This window comes from Terriglobia bacterium, assembly GCA_020073085.1.
GTDB lineage: Bacteria > Acidobacteriota > Terriglobia > JAIQFV01 > JAIQFV01 > JAIQFV01.
Genome location: JAIQFV010000003.1, coordinates 192,195 through 205,973 on the forward strand (window position 1 = coordinate 192,195; position 13,779 = coordinate 205,973).

The window sequence follows — 13,779 nt, forward strand, 5'->3', positions numbered from 1 at the left end:
TAGTTATTGATGCTTCAGTCTCCTGGCAAAACCTTCGAATGCCTTCTTGAATGGTTCGACGGGGGCCTTCAGCACGCCGGCCCCAACCTGGCCAATGCCGGCCTGCTTATGCGCCACGCCCGTGTCGATAAAGGGCAGAATATTGTTTTCGATCACCTTAACCACGTCGATCCCAGTTGGTGTCCCTCGAAAATTCAGGTACGGGACTTGATAGGTATTGTTCTCGGCCGCGGTAATTTCATACATCTGGCGGGTGTAGTTCATCGCGTCATCCGTGTTGCCCCCGACAAACTGGACAATCGCGGGTGAGGCCGCGATCGCAAAGCCGCCCAGGCCGTTGGTTTCCGTAATGGCGCTGTCGCCGATATCCGGGTTGGCATCGGCCTTCGAATAGCCCGGAAAGAACAGGGCATCCGGCACGTCGGCCGGGCCCGTGAACCATTCATCGCCTGTGCCGGAAATCTGAACGCCAAAGTCCGTCCCGTTTCGCGACATGACGGTCAGAACGCTGCTGTTCTTGATTCCGCGCGCTGCATCCAACGTCGCCTTGGAAGCCGGCATGGAAAGATTCAAAAAGAAGTGGTCGTTATGGTTGATGAACTCCAGCACCTCGGCGGCTGTTGTCGCGTCATCACAGGTGGTCACGATCGCGGGCGCAATGGTGCGATAGAAGATGGAGGTGGCGGCCCGGTTCCGATTGTGCACCTCGTCTCCCATATGAAGGGCTTGCGCAATGATGTTCTTCAGGTCGATTTTACCCAGCCGGGTAATGGCTCTTTTCAGCGTCGGATAAAGCGTTTCCTCCATCCAACGGAGTCTCTGGATCACGTCGTCGCTGTAAGCTCCATAGCGCAACACCTTGCCCAATCCTTCGTTCATGGTGCAATACGCAGAATTCCCATACCGCTCATTCTTAATAATGAATACCGGCATGGAGGGGGAGACGATGCCGGCCATCGGGCCGACGGCGCTATGTTCGTGGCATGGAGCAAACTCGATTTCACCCGAGGCTGCTAACCGCTCGGCTTCGTCCGGAGAGTCTGCCTTTCGTTCGTACAGCAGCGCCCCGACTGCGGCGCCGCGCATGGGCCCGCACATCCTGTCCCAAGAAATGGGCGGACCGGCGTGGAGCAGCATGTTGGATTTCATCCCGGGAATGACATCGATGGCCCGCTCCATTCCAATCAGCTGCGGCATGCCGTTGAGGATAATCTCGACGGCTTGCGCATTGGCCTCCTCGATGCGAGGACGCACGGCGTTCACCCGCTTCAGAAGGGCTGGATCCGTACTGATCGGCGGCCTCCAGTTGACCTGGACCGAAGGGGCATGCGCCTCATCCAGGGCTTGTTTGAATGACGAAAGGCCGATATTAATGACCTTGAGGTCGCTTCTGAACAGTTCAGTGAGAGAGGTCACTTTTTTCCCCGGTACTGAATGATGGACCCCGCCAGCTTGCAGGCGGCCGCATTGGTGGGCATGATGATTGCGCCGGCTTTCTTGAGACGTTTCTCAACCTCGCTGCGGTTCTGAGGGTCCTGGTCGGTCCCAGTGACCGAACACACCACTGCAACCTTCTTGGAAACCTCCCTGATGATGGGGGATAGTTCGGCGGCGGGGTCGGGATGGGAGCCGTGGCCAAGGACAACGTCCAGGAGAATCACGGCGGTTTCCGGGTCTGCGGCCTCTTGCAGAATCCTCCGGTTCCTCAAAGAGTAATCGATCATAGGATGAGGTCGACCAACGGTGAATTCATCTTCGCCGAGATCAATCACGGAGTTCTTCTGGCTTTTCAAGGCATTCTTAAGTGGTTTGGAGGCGCCGGCCGGTGCGTTGGAATACACATCCGAAATCATGTCGCTGAAAAGAACCTGCGCTTCCGCGCAGAAGGTGCCGCCGCTGAAAAGCCCTCTTACGTATTTCTGGTTCTTCACCCTTTTTACGGCTTCGCCCCGGGCGGTCTTCAGGATCTTCTCGTCTCGCGCTTGAAGCTGTTTTTTGAGACTGTCAGTGTTTTCTCCCCGTGATGCTGCAACCGCGGTCAGGGCGGCCTCTTCAAGTGTCGAGGGTCCTCCGTCTTCGGTCCTCGCTCCGATCAGAAGGGTGATGACAGGCTTGCGAATGCCTTTGATCGCCCGATTAATCGTCGCCAGAACCTCCTTGTCAGGAGGTTTCGAGATCAGCAGGATCACTCGGGTATTCGGATCACGCGCCAGGGCCTTGATCGCCTCGACAAACATGATTCCGCCAACCTCTTTTTTCACTTCTCGCCCGCCCGTTCCGATGGCCTGCGACACGCCGGCCCCCGCAGTAGAGACGATGCAGCTCACCTCCTGAAGACCGGTCCCGGCGGCCGCAACAATTCCGATGTCGCCCCGGTTGACAACATTGGCGAATGCCAGGGGGACACCATTCACAATGGCAGTGCCACAATCAGGGCCCATCACCAAAAGGCCCTTCTTCAAGGCGTACTTCTTAAGTTTCACTTCCTCTTCGAGCGGGACATTGTCCGAGAAGATCATGACGTGCAGCCCGTGTTCCAGCGCCCTCATCGCCTCATCAGCGGCGTAACGGCCCGCCACAGAGATGAGAGCCAGGTTAGCTCCGGGGAGCAATTCGAGCGCCCGCTCGAGGCTTACGGCATGAGATTCGCTACTGCTTCCTGTTTTTTGAACCGCTCGCTTCAGAAGACCGTCGACAGCCGCTAGCCCCATCTCCGCTGTTTTTTCGGAGGCTGCCTTTATCGCGATCAACAGGTCGGTATCACCCGCCCCGGTGAACTCGGAAGTCAGCAATCCGCTGGAGTCGAGGATCGCCTTGTTGGATTTGGTTCCCATCACCACGGCTGCATCTGAGATCCCGGGCAGGGCGGTGATTTCCTTGCCGCACCGCATCAGTGTGATGGAATCAAAATAGGCGCCTTTTCTGATCTGACCGACAACGATCATGAGATGCCGGCCTCCGTTTCCACCACCACAGGTTGCGCCAAACTGTTGGAAGATGGTAACAAGCAGGATCTATCCATCTCTTTGGCCCTCTCTGCCCACTGCGACACCCTCCCGTCTTCCGCTTCAACAGTCATCAAGAATCCCGTTGCCACGTCAGCCCCTGAAGTACTACCCAGGGTAAACAACTTCTTGGCGGATGTTCGAACGGAATCCTCTCCGCCCTGAACCAGGGCCATGACCAGGTCCTTCATCTTCCCGAAGTACAGCCCCCGCCTCGCAAGGTCGAGAAAGGTGTTGGAGAACAGGTTGCTTCCTACAGCCGTTTTGAAGATCGTATCCTTGATCTTCTGGAAGTCCCACTCGTGCAATCTCTCCAAAAGGTCTAACCCGAATAGCAGACCTGCGATGAAATCATCGCCGCCCGGCGTCAGTCCCCATCCACATCCCTTCAAAGTGTCAATACCGCTCAGCAGATTTCCTTGGAAGACCCGATCAACCCCGCAGGCGATCTGGCCTGCCCACGACTTTTCAAACCCGGGCTTGAAATCCCCCCCGCACCTGCGGTCAATAAGAAATGCCAGACTTCGCGGGGGGGCAGCGACGGATATCTGTTCTCTCAAAACCGCCACATTGCGTTGGAAACGGGAGCTTTTCCATCGATCGAATTTCAGGCGTGAATCATAGTACTGATTTCCGGTGAATTGGAATTGCTGGTTCCCGAAGGCGACGGCATGCGGACGGACATGGAGGTAAGAAGTATTACGGGCGGTTCGAAGATCTTTGAGGACGATACTCAACGGTCCGGCGCCGATCGTTTCGTCGACCAGAAAAACCAGCCGCCTGCCATTCGTGAAATTGACAGCCCGATTGAACCGGGAGTGGAGCGCATAGTCCCCCGGCTCAACCTGGTCTCCAATCGATAGCAATATCATGCCGAGTAAAACACCATTCCGTAGTTCTTGCTGTATTCAGACTCTCGCACCACTTCAATTTTTGCGCGGACTTCCATCCCGATCTTCGGATGTGGAATCTTGAGCTGGCCGGTCACGCGCATGCCGTTGTTCAACTCCACGATTCCAAGTCCGAGCTTGGCCACATTGAAATCAGGGGGGAGGGCATAAACGTTTGTGAAGGTCAGCAGCTTCCCCTCCTTGGGAAGGGGAACAGGGTCAAATTCATTATGCTCGTTCTTCCCGCATTTCTTGCACACCATGCGGTACGGATAATGAAGCTGCCCGCATTTCTTACACTGGTAGGCAAATATCTCCAGGGCCATGATCAGTCCTCCCTGATGAAAGTTAGGCAGACGACATTGTTGCCGAAACCGCCGAAGTTGCAGGTGAAGCCGATTTTGGCGTCCTTGACCTGGCGCTTTTCGGCCTCCCCGCGAAGTTGTAGCACGATCTCATGGGCCTGGCCGACCCCGGTTGCCCCCGTAGGGTGTCCTTTGGCCTTCAACCCTCCCGAGGGGTTGATGGGAATTTTTCCGCCGATTCGGGTTTCACCGCGCTCCAAGGCGAGGTGTCCTTCGCCTTTCTTGAAGAAGCCAACTTCTTCACTTTCCACAATCTCCAGGATCGTGAAGGCGTCATGCAGCTCCGCGACGTCGACATCCGCGGGGGTGACGCCTGCCATCTTGAACGCCTGGGATGCAGCACCTCGTACGGCCAGAAGGTCAGTCGGTTCCGCTCGTTCATGCACGCAATGCGTGTCGGTGGCCTGGCCAACACCGGCAAGCCGGATCATTGGCTTCTTCAACTTCTTCGCAACCTCAGCTGATGTCAGGATCACACAGGCCCCGCCATCCGAAACCGGGCAGCAGTCGTAAAACCTCAAAGGTTCAGAGACGTAAGGGTTGTTGGTCATGGCCTCGGGCGAGTCCAAGATCCCTTCAAGCGTGATCTTCTCGTGCAAGTGCGCGAAAAAGTTGAGTAGCGCGTTGTCATGATTCTTGACCGCCACCATAGCTAGATGACGCTCCGTTACACCATACTTCTGCATATACAAGCGCGCGAACATGGCCGCCTGCGACGGCAGGGTGACTCCATAGATGTACTCGGCCAGGGGATGGCTTAAGGTCGCGACAAAATCCGTGTCTTCCAGGTTGTTGACCTCGCGGAGCCGTTCGGCCGAGGTCACCAAAACGACGTCATGAAGCCCCGAGGCTACCGCCATAAAACCCTGCTTGATGGCCGACGCCCCCGAGGCGGGTCCATTCTCGATGGTTTCCGCCCCTGCGGGAGTCAGGCTCAAGGTGTCGACGACCGCGCTGGCAAGACCCGTCTGATGGTTCAGGCGGGCGCTTCCCATGTTGGCGACATAGACGTGGTCAACTTTCGAGAGACCAGCGTCTTTCAACGCCATCATCGCCGGGTATGCCGCAATTTCACTCAGGGGGTACTCCAGCCGGGTAAAGCTGGTGATTCCTATTCCAACAACGTAGACCTCGCGCATGATCATCCCTTCCTCTCTTGCTTCCAACGCTGGGACATCAGCGCGGTACCTGTGGAATCATAAAGCGAACGTGTGGCGGCAAGTAAATCGGTGGGTGGCGTGGGCGGATCACTCGGGGGAAGGATGGCTGCCTTCGCCTTCTCCAGCAGAGGCGGTGGAACCGGACGCCTCCCGACCACCACCGTGTCCCGGGCCTGATCGAACAGCGCCTTGGTCAATGACCAGGAGGGAACACCCCCTAATTCATGCGCCATGTGGAACCGTTTTTCGAGGCCATACTCGATCATCCAACGGCGGAAACCGATCGGCGACTCGGCAACGACCAGGACCTCTTTCTGCCCGATAATATCAATGTGGTACTCCATTTTGGCGGCAAAGGCATGAGCGCCCACCCGAAGGCCACGCCTCAGCGCCACGGTGTGGTATGACATCCCCACGTCTTTAGTGAGCAGGCGGCCATTCACGACCGCCGCCAGTTCGCCGTCGATCTGGGCAACCAGCACGTATTCGTCTTGAACGCGGTACCGATAATAGGCCAGCAATTCACTGTACAGGCGGACCGCGACAATATCGTAATAGTCTCTTTCTACATGGATTAAGGGTTCGACGTAACGCAGGATATCCGGAATGTCTTCGCGGCCCACCTGACGGATCACCATCTCATCCCCGCTGGCCAATTTCATGTATTTAGGAGGAAACGGGGGGATAGGGTTATCGATGGGACGAAGAATCTTTTCAACATCAGTAGACATAAAGCCCCTCTCAAAATACAAACTGGGAGAGAGTTTATCGTCCGCCCCGCGGCAGGTCAATCCTATTTTCAATTGAATCTCATGAATTGGCCGGATGTTTTAGAAAAAACGGCCAAATAAATTGCCGGCCGGCGTACGCTCTCGCTTGCTGGTTTCTTAGGCGTATTACTGCGGGGCCAATCCCTTCTAATGGGGATCCAACTTTCACAAGGGGATCTCCGGTGCCATGGAGGAGGATGATCCACGCAGAGTCCGGACAGACCATAGAATTGTCTGGGAATACTTCCGTTCGCGTAACTTCTTCTGATATACCGTCATTTCTCCTTGAATCTGCTTCTTTCACAGTCTACACTTCACATCGCCCCCAAGGTGGCTCTTTCGATCACAAGGAATGGCTGGCTGGTAGTAGTCCTGGGTTATCTTCGCGAGCCCGGGTGCTTGGCGGCTTGCATTGTCTTTAGTGATTTTCAGTTGCCAAGTATTAATGGGGGAGTCAATTTATCCGGCTGGGGCAAGGCGGTGTGATGAAGGGCTTCGAGAAGGCAATATCTTTGAACATCCAGGCCGGTTCGGGAGCAGCTCCATTGTGGGACGAAAGTCCGAAGGCTATCCAGACCCGCGTGCCCAATCTGGAGGATTTGGAGCCCGCAACCCCCAAGGATTGTCCAAGGGACATCTTGACCCTCCCGGGATTAGGCCGTCCGCCCGGGCGGACGGGGTTTGTCATGATACTTGGGAAGAGATTTTTTGCGGGAAGTCGGTGGATTCAGAAGCATTGCAGCTTCAAAGAGTCATTTTTCGCAACCGGATTAGGCCGCAAAATATGCAGTGTTTGTGGTTTCACCCCCCCCAGTCTAATGCAGCTTAATACTTAGGCATACCGATGATCACGACGCTATTCCGAGATCGACTGCCACAAGGCCTTTCGTTTCCAGTAGGCACGGAGGCCCTAAGTCGGGGTGTACCTGCTCTCTCGACGCTGAATGCCGCGCTACTTCTTGTATGGCGGTCAACCTGGGCCTCTCAGCTTTACGATCCGAAATGGCAACATGGACGCTACCCGGTACTCCACTTCGGTCCCAATCTTCCCCGGATGCGAATCAACGGCCAGAAGGTGCGAGAACGACCTGAAAACTGCGGTATCGTCATCGTCGAATATGCAGTCCTGTCGGACCTACGCAAGCGAGTTCTCGACAACTTCATGGTGCACGGCGCCTTGCCCGTTTCGGCGCAGCTAGCAGCCATGAAGACTCCTTCATTTGGGCTCGTGTTTTCGAGCAGGACCAGCACACTTGAGGTGTATGCCCGGGGCGGCATACTGCAGCGGTCTCGGGATGCCTAACCCGCGCGTTCGACCGACCCGAGGAGCACATCGATGAAGTGCGCAGAATCCGGTGCTGCCACAGCAGCCAGGCGCCAGGTCCGCGGTGGCGCGAAATGAAAGCGATCGTGTGCACGGCCTACGGCCCACCCGAGGTCCTGCGGCTGGCTGAACTCCCGGTGCCTGAACCGCGACGCGGCCAGGTCCGGATCCGGATGTGCGCGACGGCCGTCACCTTCAGCGACTGCTTCGTGCGAAGCCTCGCGATCAGGCAGCCGGTCATCCGGTTCGTGGCGAGACTCATGTTTGGCTATCGCCGGCCGCGGCGACAGGTGCTCGGCATCATCGTCGCCGGCGACATCGATCGGGTCGGCCCGGGAGTCACCGCCTTCAGGGAAGGGGACGCGGTCTTCGGCATGGACCGCTGGGGGGCGCGCGCGAGCGCCGAGTACAAATGCATGAAGGCGGACGGCCTCCTGGTGTCAAAGCCGGCGGACCTGACATACCGGGAAGCCGCGGCGATTCCATACGGCGGCCTCCTCGCCCTTCACTTTCTCCGGGAGGGCGGCATCGCCCCGGGGATGCGGGTTCTGATCGTCGGCGCATCGGGCGCCACCGGCACGGCCGCGGTGCAGTTGGCGAAACATTTCGGCGCCCGCGTGACCGGCGTCTGCAGCGCCCGCAACCTCGAGCTGGTGCAGTCGCTGGGAGCCGACGCCGTGATCGACTACACAAGTCAGGACTTCACGACGATGAACGATCGGTACGACCTGATCTTCGCCGCGGTTGGCGGTCGGTATCACCCGCCCCCCAAAGACATGTGCCGCAAGGTCTTGGCTCACGGCGGTGCCTACGTCACCGTGGACGGGTGGAATCCAAAGATGGCCCGGGAGAGTCTCGTGCAACTCCGGGACCTCGCGCAAGCCGGGACGCTCCGCCCCGTCATCGACCGGTGCTACCCGCTTGCCGAGATGGCGGAGGCGCACCGCTATGTAGAGACTCAGCGAAAAAGGGGAAACGTGGTGATCGACGTGATCTGATGAGGCGCTTGGAAAGAAGCTGTGTCACCTATCGCGGTTCTTGGGTGGGGGCCGACGCTCTGCCCAACCAGCCGCTGCAGCCGACGAGCGGCGGGAAGATCGGGGCAGAGTGAGAATCGGCTTCGCCGCTCGCGGTCGAGCGCCACACGTTGGGCAGCCCTGGTCGTGCCAGCATCCGGGTAAAAAGGAGGTCACATGAGCTTCAGCACTTGCCCCATCGCCACTGTGAACGCCCCGGTCGATCAAGTCTGGCGCCTTCTCGCTAACCCTATGCAGTATGACCTCTGGTGGGAAGTCCGGACTCGATCAATCGTCCCTGAAGGCCCGGCGCAGCCCGGCCAGCAAATCTTCGCGCAGACTTCGGCTCTCGGAAGACAGTGGGACGTTGTCCACTTGACCGTTCAAGCCATCGAGCCGGAGAAGCGGCAACTCGATCTGCTCACACGTTTACCTTTCGGTATTTCAATCCACAACCACATCACGTGTCAGCGCTTGGACAGCCGACACGCTCGGGTCAGCTTTGGTTGAAACTTCTCGATCTCACCTGGATGGTGGGCCTGGCTCCTCGAGCACTTTGCCAGCCGGCAACTGCACCACAGCGTGGCCGACGCCTTGGCACGGCTCAAGAATGCGGCGGAACAGCTGTCTCAGGAAACCGGCGTGGCGTAACAAATCCAGTGCGGCCGAACCCGCGCTCGCGTGCCCTCCCCTTCGCGTTCGCTCAGGGTCGGCGCCGCTGAAGCGCACCGTTCGGCCATTCAATAATCCGGACGCACAATCCGATGTTCATTGCTGAAATTACATTTGCCTCCTCGCGTAGCAAAACCACCAATCGGGAGTCATTACGCGATGTTGCCGAGGAATACCTGGCTTGCCTCCTCAGAAATGGTCAGATCTACGGCGAATATCTGATCGCATGGTCGAACGCGCAGCTTGTGTGCTTCACGTATCTGGCTCGTCCCAACTCCATCCAAAAGCAGTATCATTCAAAGTGGGGACTAACTGCGCTCAAGAAGGTCTTGGAGGAGTTCGGAGAGAATCCAGGCGTGCAAATGATCGAGGAGAATATTCCAAGGTCTTTTTCACCCTGGCGGCGTTCGTCAACTTTGTACCTCTTCACTCATGCACTCCATGTGGGGAGCCCGGTTCACTGCGGCGATTCAGGGTCAGCGGTCCCGGTATACGAACTCCCGATCTCCGACCAAGATCGCGAAGAACTTTTTTCGTGGGCGGGTTTGTATGGGTATCTTGACAATATATGGTTGGAGTCAGATGTCCTGGAGATCCCGGCGTATAAACAGCTTGTTGATCCTAGAAGCAAGGTTTCGGATGCTGGCCGTAAACTGTGTAGAAGAATTGAAGCAGCGACGGGAAAACCAACGTTCTACTATCTAACTCGATACTGGGGACGAAGAATCGGAGAAGCGTCGCGAGTTTGTCCGCTCTGCGGTGGCAAGTGGCATGAAGCCAATAGCCGTGAAAAGGGAGATCGGTTTTACAACTTTCATTTTCGGTGCAAACGTTGTCGTCTAGTCTCGCGTCGTGCCGACACGGATGATGACGAGAGACGTGCTCGATATGGGGAGTACAGGCACCATGCAACCTAACCCGCGCGTGCATCCGGCCGGCGCAAGCAGCAAAAGTGCGGGCCAGGTGACGCGCTGGTCGTTAGGCAACTGAATCGCTGGGTTCTTCTCATGGGCACGACAGAGAACGACTTCATCTCGACGGGCCGCCGAATCGTCACGCGAGTGGCCATAGCTCTGGCAGCATATGTCTTCTGGTGGCACGTATCCTTTTTCGTTATTTTCATTTCTCGCGGGGACTCCATCGACTTTGACCTCTATCTGGAGTACCTGCGCTTCATGTTCGGAACGGGCCTCGAGATACCAACGTTCATCCAGCTCTTCGCGGTGTTCCTCACCGTGGTCAGCCTCATTGTTCTCTCTGCCATCCGCCCTCGCAAACATCATTCTCAGTCCTGAGGCGCAGCAGGCCCCTATCAACACGACCCACGTGTCTGGCACCTACGCTGCACTGTGCAGGCTCCGGTCGCCGTCCAGACAGGTGCCTAACCCCGTGTTGCATCGGACTCGCTTGTGCTCGCCGCTTGACGAGAGATCGTTAGGCACGCTCTCCATCGAAAGTCGTACCACGGCTCCCCCCTTGCACTGTGTTACCATTAATGATACGTTTGACTGTATCTCTGGAGGTGATACAAATGAGCAAGGTGCCGCATATTATCCCGATCACCGATTTACGCCAGGAGGCTGCGCGTGTGCTCAAGCGTGTCCGGGAATCCAAGCAGCCCATCTTCATTACGCAGCGGGGTCGGGCCGCGGCAGTGATTCAGAGTACTGAGGCCTACGAGCGCGGTGAGCAGGACCGGGAACTGCTTCGGGCTTTGGCGAGGGGGGATAAGGAAATTGCAGCCGGAGGAGGACATGACCTCGAATCGGTCCTTGCGGAGGCCGATGCACTCCTCAAGGCAGATTGACCGGTGAAGCTACTTTTCACACCTACGGCGAGGGGCCAGTTTCTTGCAGCGCTGGATTTCATACGCCGGGACAATCCACCCGCCGCGCGGCGTTTCCGCCGACAGGCGGAGACCCGTCTGAGGCGACTGGTGAAGTTTCCCCATTCTGGAAGGGTCATTCCCGAGTTCCCTGATTTACCACAACGAGAGGTTATTGTGTCACCCTATCGTTTCTTTTATCATACGGTGGGGAGGACGGTTTGGATTGTTGCGGTTTGGCACAGCGCCCAGCTTCCCGAGAAGTCAACCAAGACGGGAGGCCCTTAACCCGCTCGTGCAGCCGACTGGCGGGAGAAGGAAGAGCGCGCCGGGCGGGTGACGCGCCAGACGTTGGACGGATTAGGAGAACTAAGATGACGAAGCAAACCCAGGGAGAGCAGATCACGCCTCGGTGGTACATGCGACCCGTGTTTTTCGTTGGCAACGTAGCGCGCGCGCTGCACTTCTATGAGGACCTGCTCGGCTTCAAGAAGTCCTGGCACGAAGGCGACGGTAAGGGCAAAGTCTGCCAAGTCAATCGTGCAGAGTGCGAAATCATTTTGTGCGAGGATGCCGGTCGCAAGGATAAAGCGCGTCTATTCGTGGAGCTGACCCCGGAAGGCATCGCGGAACTTCGCCGTGAGATCGTCGAGCACTCAATTCCGAGCAGGGAATCGTGGTGGGGCAATGACGTTATCCAGATCAATGATCCCGACGGCAATGAGTTGCTCTTCCCGCTGCCTGATAAATGAAGCTTCGAAGGCGTACCACCAGGGCATCCGCCCTGCTAATGCAGACTATCCGCCCAACAATGCGCTGCAGGCGACGAATTGCCGGGGTCACTGACATTCGTGGACAGGATATGCGGATCCATCCATTTAATGTTAGGCCGATTGAGGCAGTCACAAGGGCGATAATGTTGGGGCGACGAGTTGCAGGAATTCACCATTGGACAAGCGGCGTGACGCGACTTCACACCGTCTCTCTAATCTCAAGGGGGCAGAGAAGTGAACATCAAGAGATTGCTCTTTGACTTTATAACCGTGTTCGCTGTAACCCTGATTCTTTCTGTCATTGTGACTTTGTTTTGGAACCTTATCGTTCATGGAGCAAGCACTATAGACTGGGAGACATCGTTTCGTTTCGCAATCCTCTTCGGCATCATCTTGCCTTGGCTGGAAACACGAAGACGCCAGGATAAATAGCAACGCTTTGCCCGCTCACCGCTGAATGCCTGTCGATTGGCGTAATCATGAGCGTGCCACCACTTGTTACATTCACCAAAGCGATGCTCGAGGAATACGAATTCCCCGGCACCGACGTGGCGGTGGTTTTTGTGCCCGAGGGTCAGACTCCTTCCGCCGAAGTGCAAGAGGTCCTCGACCGTTCATCCCAACAGCGGTGGTATCCCGTTCCGGGGGATCATAAGGCGAAGGTACCCTGGCTTTGTTCGGAAGGCCACGAGTCACTGTGTGAAAGGGAAATGAAGGGTTGGGACCACGAGCACTGCAATTTCTGTAATAGACACATCGACATTGGAGACGTGGGTTGGACCGCGGCAGCCGGAGGAGGCGGTGTTTGGCTTTTTTGCAGAGAGTGCTTCGAGCAGGTGAAAGAAGAATGATGGCAGACCAGGGCATGCGGCGGCGCCTTGCTTCCGAGAGGAGATGAACGTGAGCAGCGAAGAGCACTGGGAACGGGTCTGGGCGCGCAAACGGCCGGATGAGGTAGGATGGTTTGAGGCCGAACCCGCCACGTGACTTGAGTTCATGGGCGCAGTTGCGCTGACGCACGACAGTGAGATCGTAGATGTAGGGGCCGGTGCTTCCACGTTGGTCGACGAGCTGCTTGACCGCGGCTTCGACCGGCTGACCGTGGTCGACATGGCCGAATCTTCCCTCAACATCTCCAAGGCGCGCCTGGGGCCGCGGGCCGACCATGTGAGATGGCTCAAGGCAGACGCGCGGACATTGCATCTTCCGTACCCGGTCGATTTGTGGCACGACCGGGCCGCGTTTCACTTCCTCACGGAGCCCGCTGATCAGGAGGCGTATTTGTCGTGCTTGCGGGAGGCCGTCGGTCCAGGAGGACATGTCATCTTCGCGACCTTCAGCCCCCAGGGTCCGCAGGAGTGCAGCGGCCTTCCGGTGGAGCGATACGACGCCGAGAAATTGTCGCACCGGCTTGGCTCCGGATTCCGGCCTCTGCGGTCTCTGGAGAAAGCGCACACGACGCCCTGGGGTTCCTTGCAGCAGTTCACGTACTGCTTGTTTCGGCGGACCGAATGAGCCAAGGGCGCGTTAGCCTCTTACCATAACCGGGGAAGCGGTTCTCCGACCTCCAGCAAGGTTTTCAGACTCGAGAGCACTTTTGGCCAGCCCTCCGTGATCCCTCGAAGCATTTCGGAGTCGGGCTCAAGACGCTCGTGTGTCACGGTCAGGCGCACGACATGACGAAAGGGTTCGATTTCGAAGGTGACCTTCGAGTGTCTTTCCTCTCGTCCCTCATCGGCAGGAAAGGCCCATGTCAAGACCAGGCGTCGAGGCGGAGAGCTTTCCACAACCTTTCCGACTAAGTCGAGAGGTCCTTCCTTGCTCGACTGCCGATGCTCCCATTTGGAGCCCGCTTTCCAGTCAGACACGTTAACATGCTGCCAGTACTTCACGGTCATCCTGGAATCAATGAGCGCGCGCCAGAGCTTCTCCGGTGTCGTTGAAATGTAGGTCACGTAGACAAACTCAGGCTTTTCCAT

17 protein-coding genes are annotated in these 13,779 nt (G+C 57.2%); 10 read left to right on the top strand and 7 right to left on the bottom strand.

The genetic code is table 11. The annotated features are described in order from the left end of the window. Nucleotides 1-3: 3 nt before the first annotated feature. The 6 genes from LAO21_05135 to LAO21_05160 are packed head-to-tail and all read right to left on the bottom strand — an operon-like array spanning nucleotide 4 to nucleotide 6,151. Complete coding sequence (locus LAO21_05135) at nucleotides 4-1,416, bottom strand: DUF1116 domain-containing protein (GenBank protein ID MBZ5552083.1); 1,413 nt, start codon at nucleotides 1,414-1,416, stop codon at nucleotides 4-6. Next, on the bottom strand, nucleotides 1,413-2,945 hold the full coding sequence (fdrA, locus tag LAO21_05140) for an acyl-CoA synthetase FdrA (protein MBZ5552084.1): 1,533 nt from the start codon (nucleotides 2,943-2,945) through the stop codon (nucleotides 1,413-1,415). Before fdrA ends, LAO21_05135 begins: the two co-directional genes overlap by 4 nt. Next, nucleotides 2,942-3,877 carry a DUF2877 domain-containing protein gene (locus LAO21_05145; GenBank protein MBZ5552085.1) on the bottom strand — a complete coding sequence of 312 codons (936 nt, stop codon included), beginning with the start codon at nucleotides 3,875-3,877 and terminating at the stop codon, nucleotides 2,942-2,944. Before LAO21_05145 ends, fdrA begins: the two co-directional genes overlap by 4 nt. Next, complete coding sequence (locus tag LAO21_05150) at nucleotides 3,874-4,221, bottom strand: OB-fold domain-containing protein (GenBank protein MBZ5552086.1); 348 nt, start codon at nucleotides 4,219-4,221, stop codon at nucleotides 3,874-3,876. The genes LAO21_05145 and LAO21_05150 overlap by 4 nt, the downstream gene beginning before the upstream one ends. 2 nt (nucleotides 4,222-4,223) lie before the next feature. Next, nucleotides 4,224-5,399 (bottom strand): acetyl-CoA acetyltransferase, encoded by a 1,176-nt coding sequence (locus tag LAO21_05155; GenBank protein ID MBZ5552087.1) that lies wholly within the window; start codon nucleotides 5,397-5,399, stop codon nucleotides 4,224-4,226. Nucleotides 5,400-5,401: 2 nt separating this feature from the next. Continuing rightward, nucleotides 5,402-6,151, bottom strand: a complete 750-nt coding sequence (locus LAO21_05160) for a hypothetical protein (GenBank protein MBZ5552088.1) — start codon at nucleotides 6,149-6,151, stop codon at nucleotides 5,402-5,404. Nucleotides 6,152-7,244: 1,093 nt separating this feature from the next. Here LAO21_05160 and LAO21_05165 point away from each other — a divergent pair. The 10 genes from LAO21_05165 to LAO21_05210 all read left to right on the top strand — a co-directional run bounded on the left by LAO21_05165 (nucleotide 7,245) and on the right by LAO21_05210 (nucleotide 13,315). Beyond that, nucleotides 7,245-7,493, top strand: a complete 249-nt coding sequence (locus LAO21_05165) for a hypothetical protein (protein ID MBZ5552089.1) — start codon at nucleotides 7,245-7,247, stop codon at nucleotides 7,491-7,493. A gap of 95 nt (nucleotides 7,494-7,588) precedes the next feature. Next, nucleotides 7,589-8,512, top strand: a complete 924-nt coding sequence (locus LAO21_05170) for an NAD(P)-dependent alcohol dehydrogenase (GenBank protein MBZ5552090.1) — start codon at nucleotides 7,589-7,591, stop codon at nucleotides 8,510-8,512. Nucleotides 8,513-8,707: 195 nt separating this feature from the next. Further along, a complete protein-coding gene (locus LAO21_05175) occupies nucleotides 8,708-9,040 on the top strand; it encodes a hypothetical protein (GenBank protein ID MBZ5552091.1) in 333 nt (110 codons plus the stop codon). 254 nt (nucleotides 9,041-9,294) lie between these two features. Beyond that, entirely contained in the window at nucleotides 9,295-10,119 is an 825-nt protein-coding gene (locus LAO21_05180; protein MBZ5552092.1) for a Zn-ribbon-containing protein, read from the top strand. 90 nt (nucleotides 10,120-10,209) lie between these two features. Then, nucleotides 10,210-10,497: a hypothetical protein gene (locus LAO21_05185; GenBank protein ID MBZ5552093.1), complete on the top strand. Its 288-nt coding sequence runs from the start codon at nucleotides 10,210-10,212 to the stop codon at nucleotides 10,495-10,497. A gap of 236 nt (nucleotides 10,498-10,733) precedes the next feature. Next, complete coding sequence (locus LAO21_05190; protein MBZ5552094.1) at nucleotides 10,734-11,009, top strand: type II toxin-antitoxin system Phd/YefM family antitoxin; 276 nt, start codon at nucleotides 10,734-10,736, stop codon at nucleotides 11,007-11,009. Between the two features lie 3 nt (nucleotides 11,010-11,012). Then, nucleotides 11,013-11,315 (top strand): type II toxin-antitoxin system RelE/ParE family toxin, encoded by a 303-nt coding sequence (locus LAO21_05195; GenBank protein ID MBZ5552095.1) that lies wholly within the window; start codon nucleotides 11,013-11,015, stop codon nucleotides 11,313-11,315. An 86-nt stretch (nucleotides 11,316-11,401) separates the two neighbouring features. After that, a complete protein-coding gene (locus LAO21_05200) occupies nucleotides 11,402-11,779 on the top strand; it encodes a VOC family protein (GenBank protein ID MBZ5552096.1) in 378 nt (125 codons plus the stop codon). 500 nt (nucleotides 11,780-12,279) lie between these two features. Further along, nucleotides 12,280-12,651, top strand: a complete 372-nt coding sequence (locus LAO21_05205; GenBank protein ID MBZ5552097.1) for a hypothetical protein — start codon at nucleotides 12,280-12,282, stop codon at nucleotides 12,649-12,651. Nucleotides 12,652-12,796: 145 nt separating this feature from the next. Further along, nucleotides 12,797-13,315, top strand: a complete 519-nt coding sequence (locus LAO21_05210) for a class I SAM-dependent methyltransferase (GenBank protein MBZ5552098.1) — start codon at nucleotides 12,797-12,799, stop codon at nucleotides 13,313-13,315. Between the two features lie 20 nt (nucleotides 13,316-13,335). Here the strand turns inward: LAO21_05210 and LAO21_05215 are convergent, their stop codons facing one another. Next, nucleotides 13,336-13,779 (bottom strand): SRPBCC family protein, encoded by a 444-nt coding sequence (locus LAO21_05215; GenBank protein ID MBZ5552099.1) that lies wholly within the window; start codon nucleotides 13,777-13,779, stop codon nucleotides 13,336-13,338.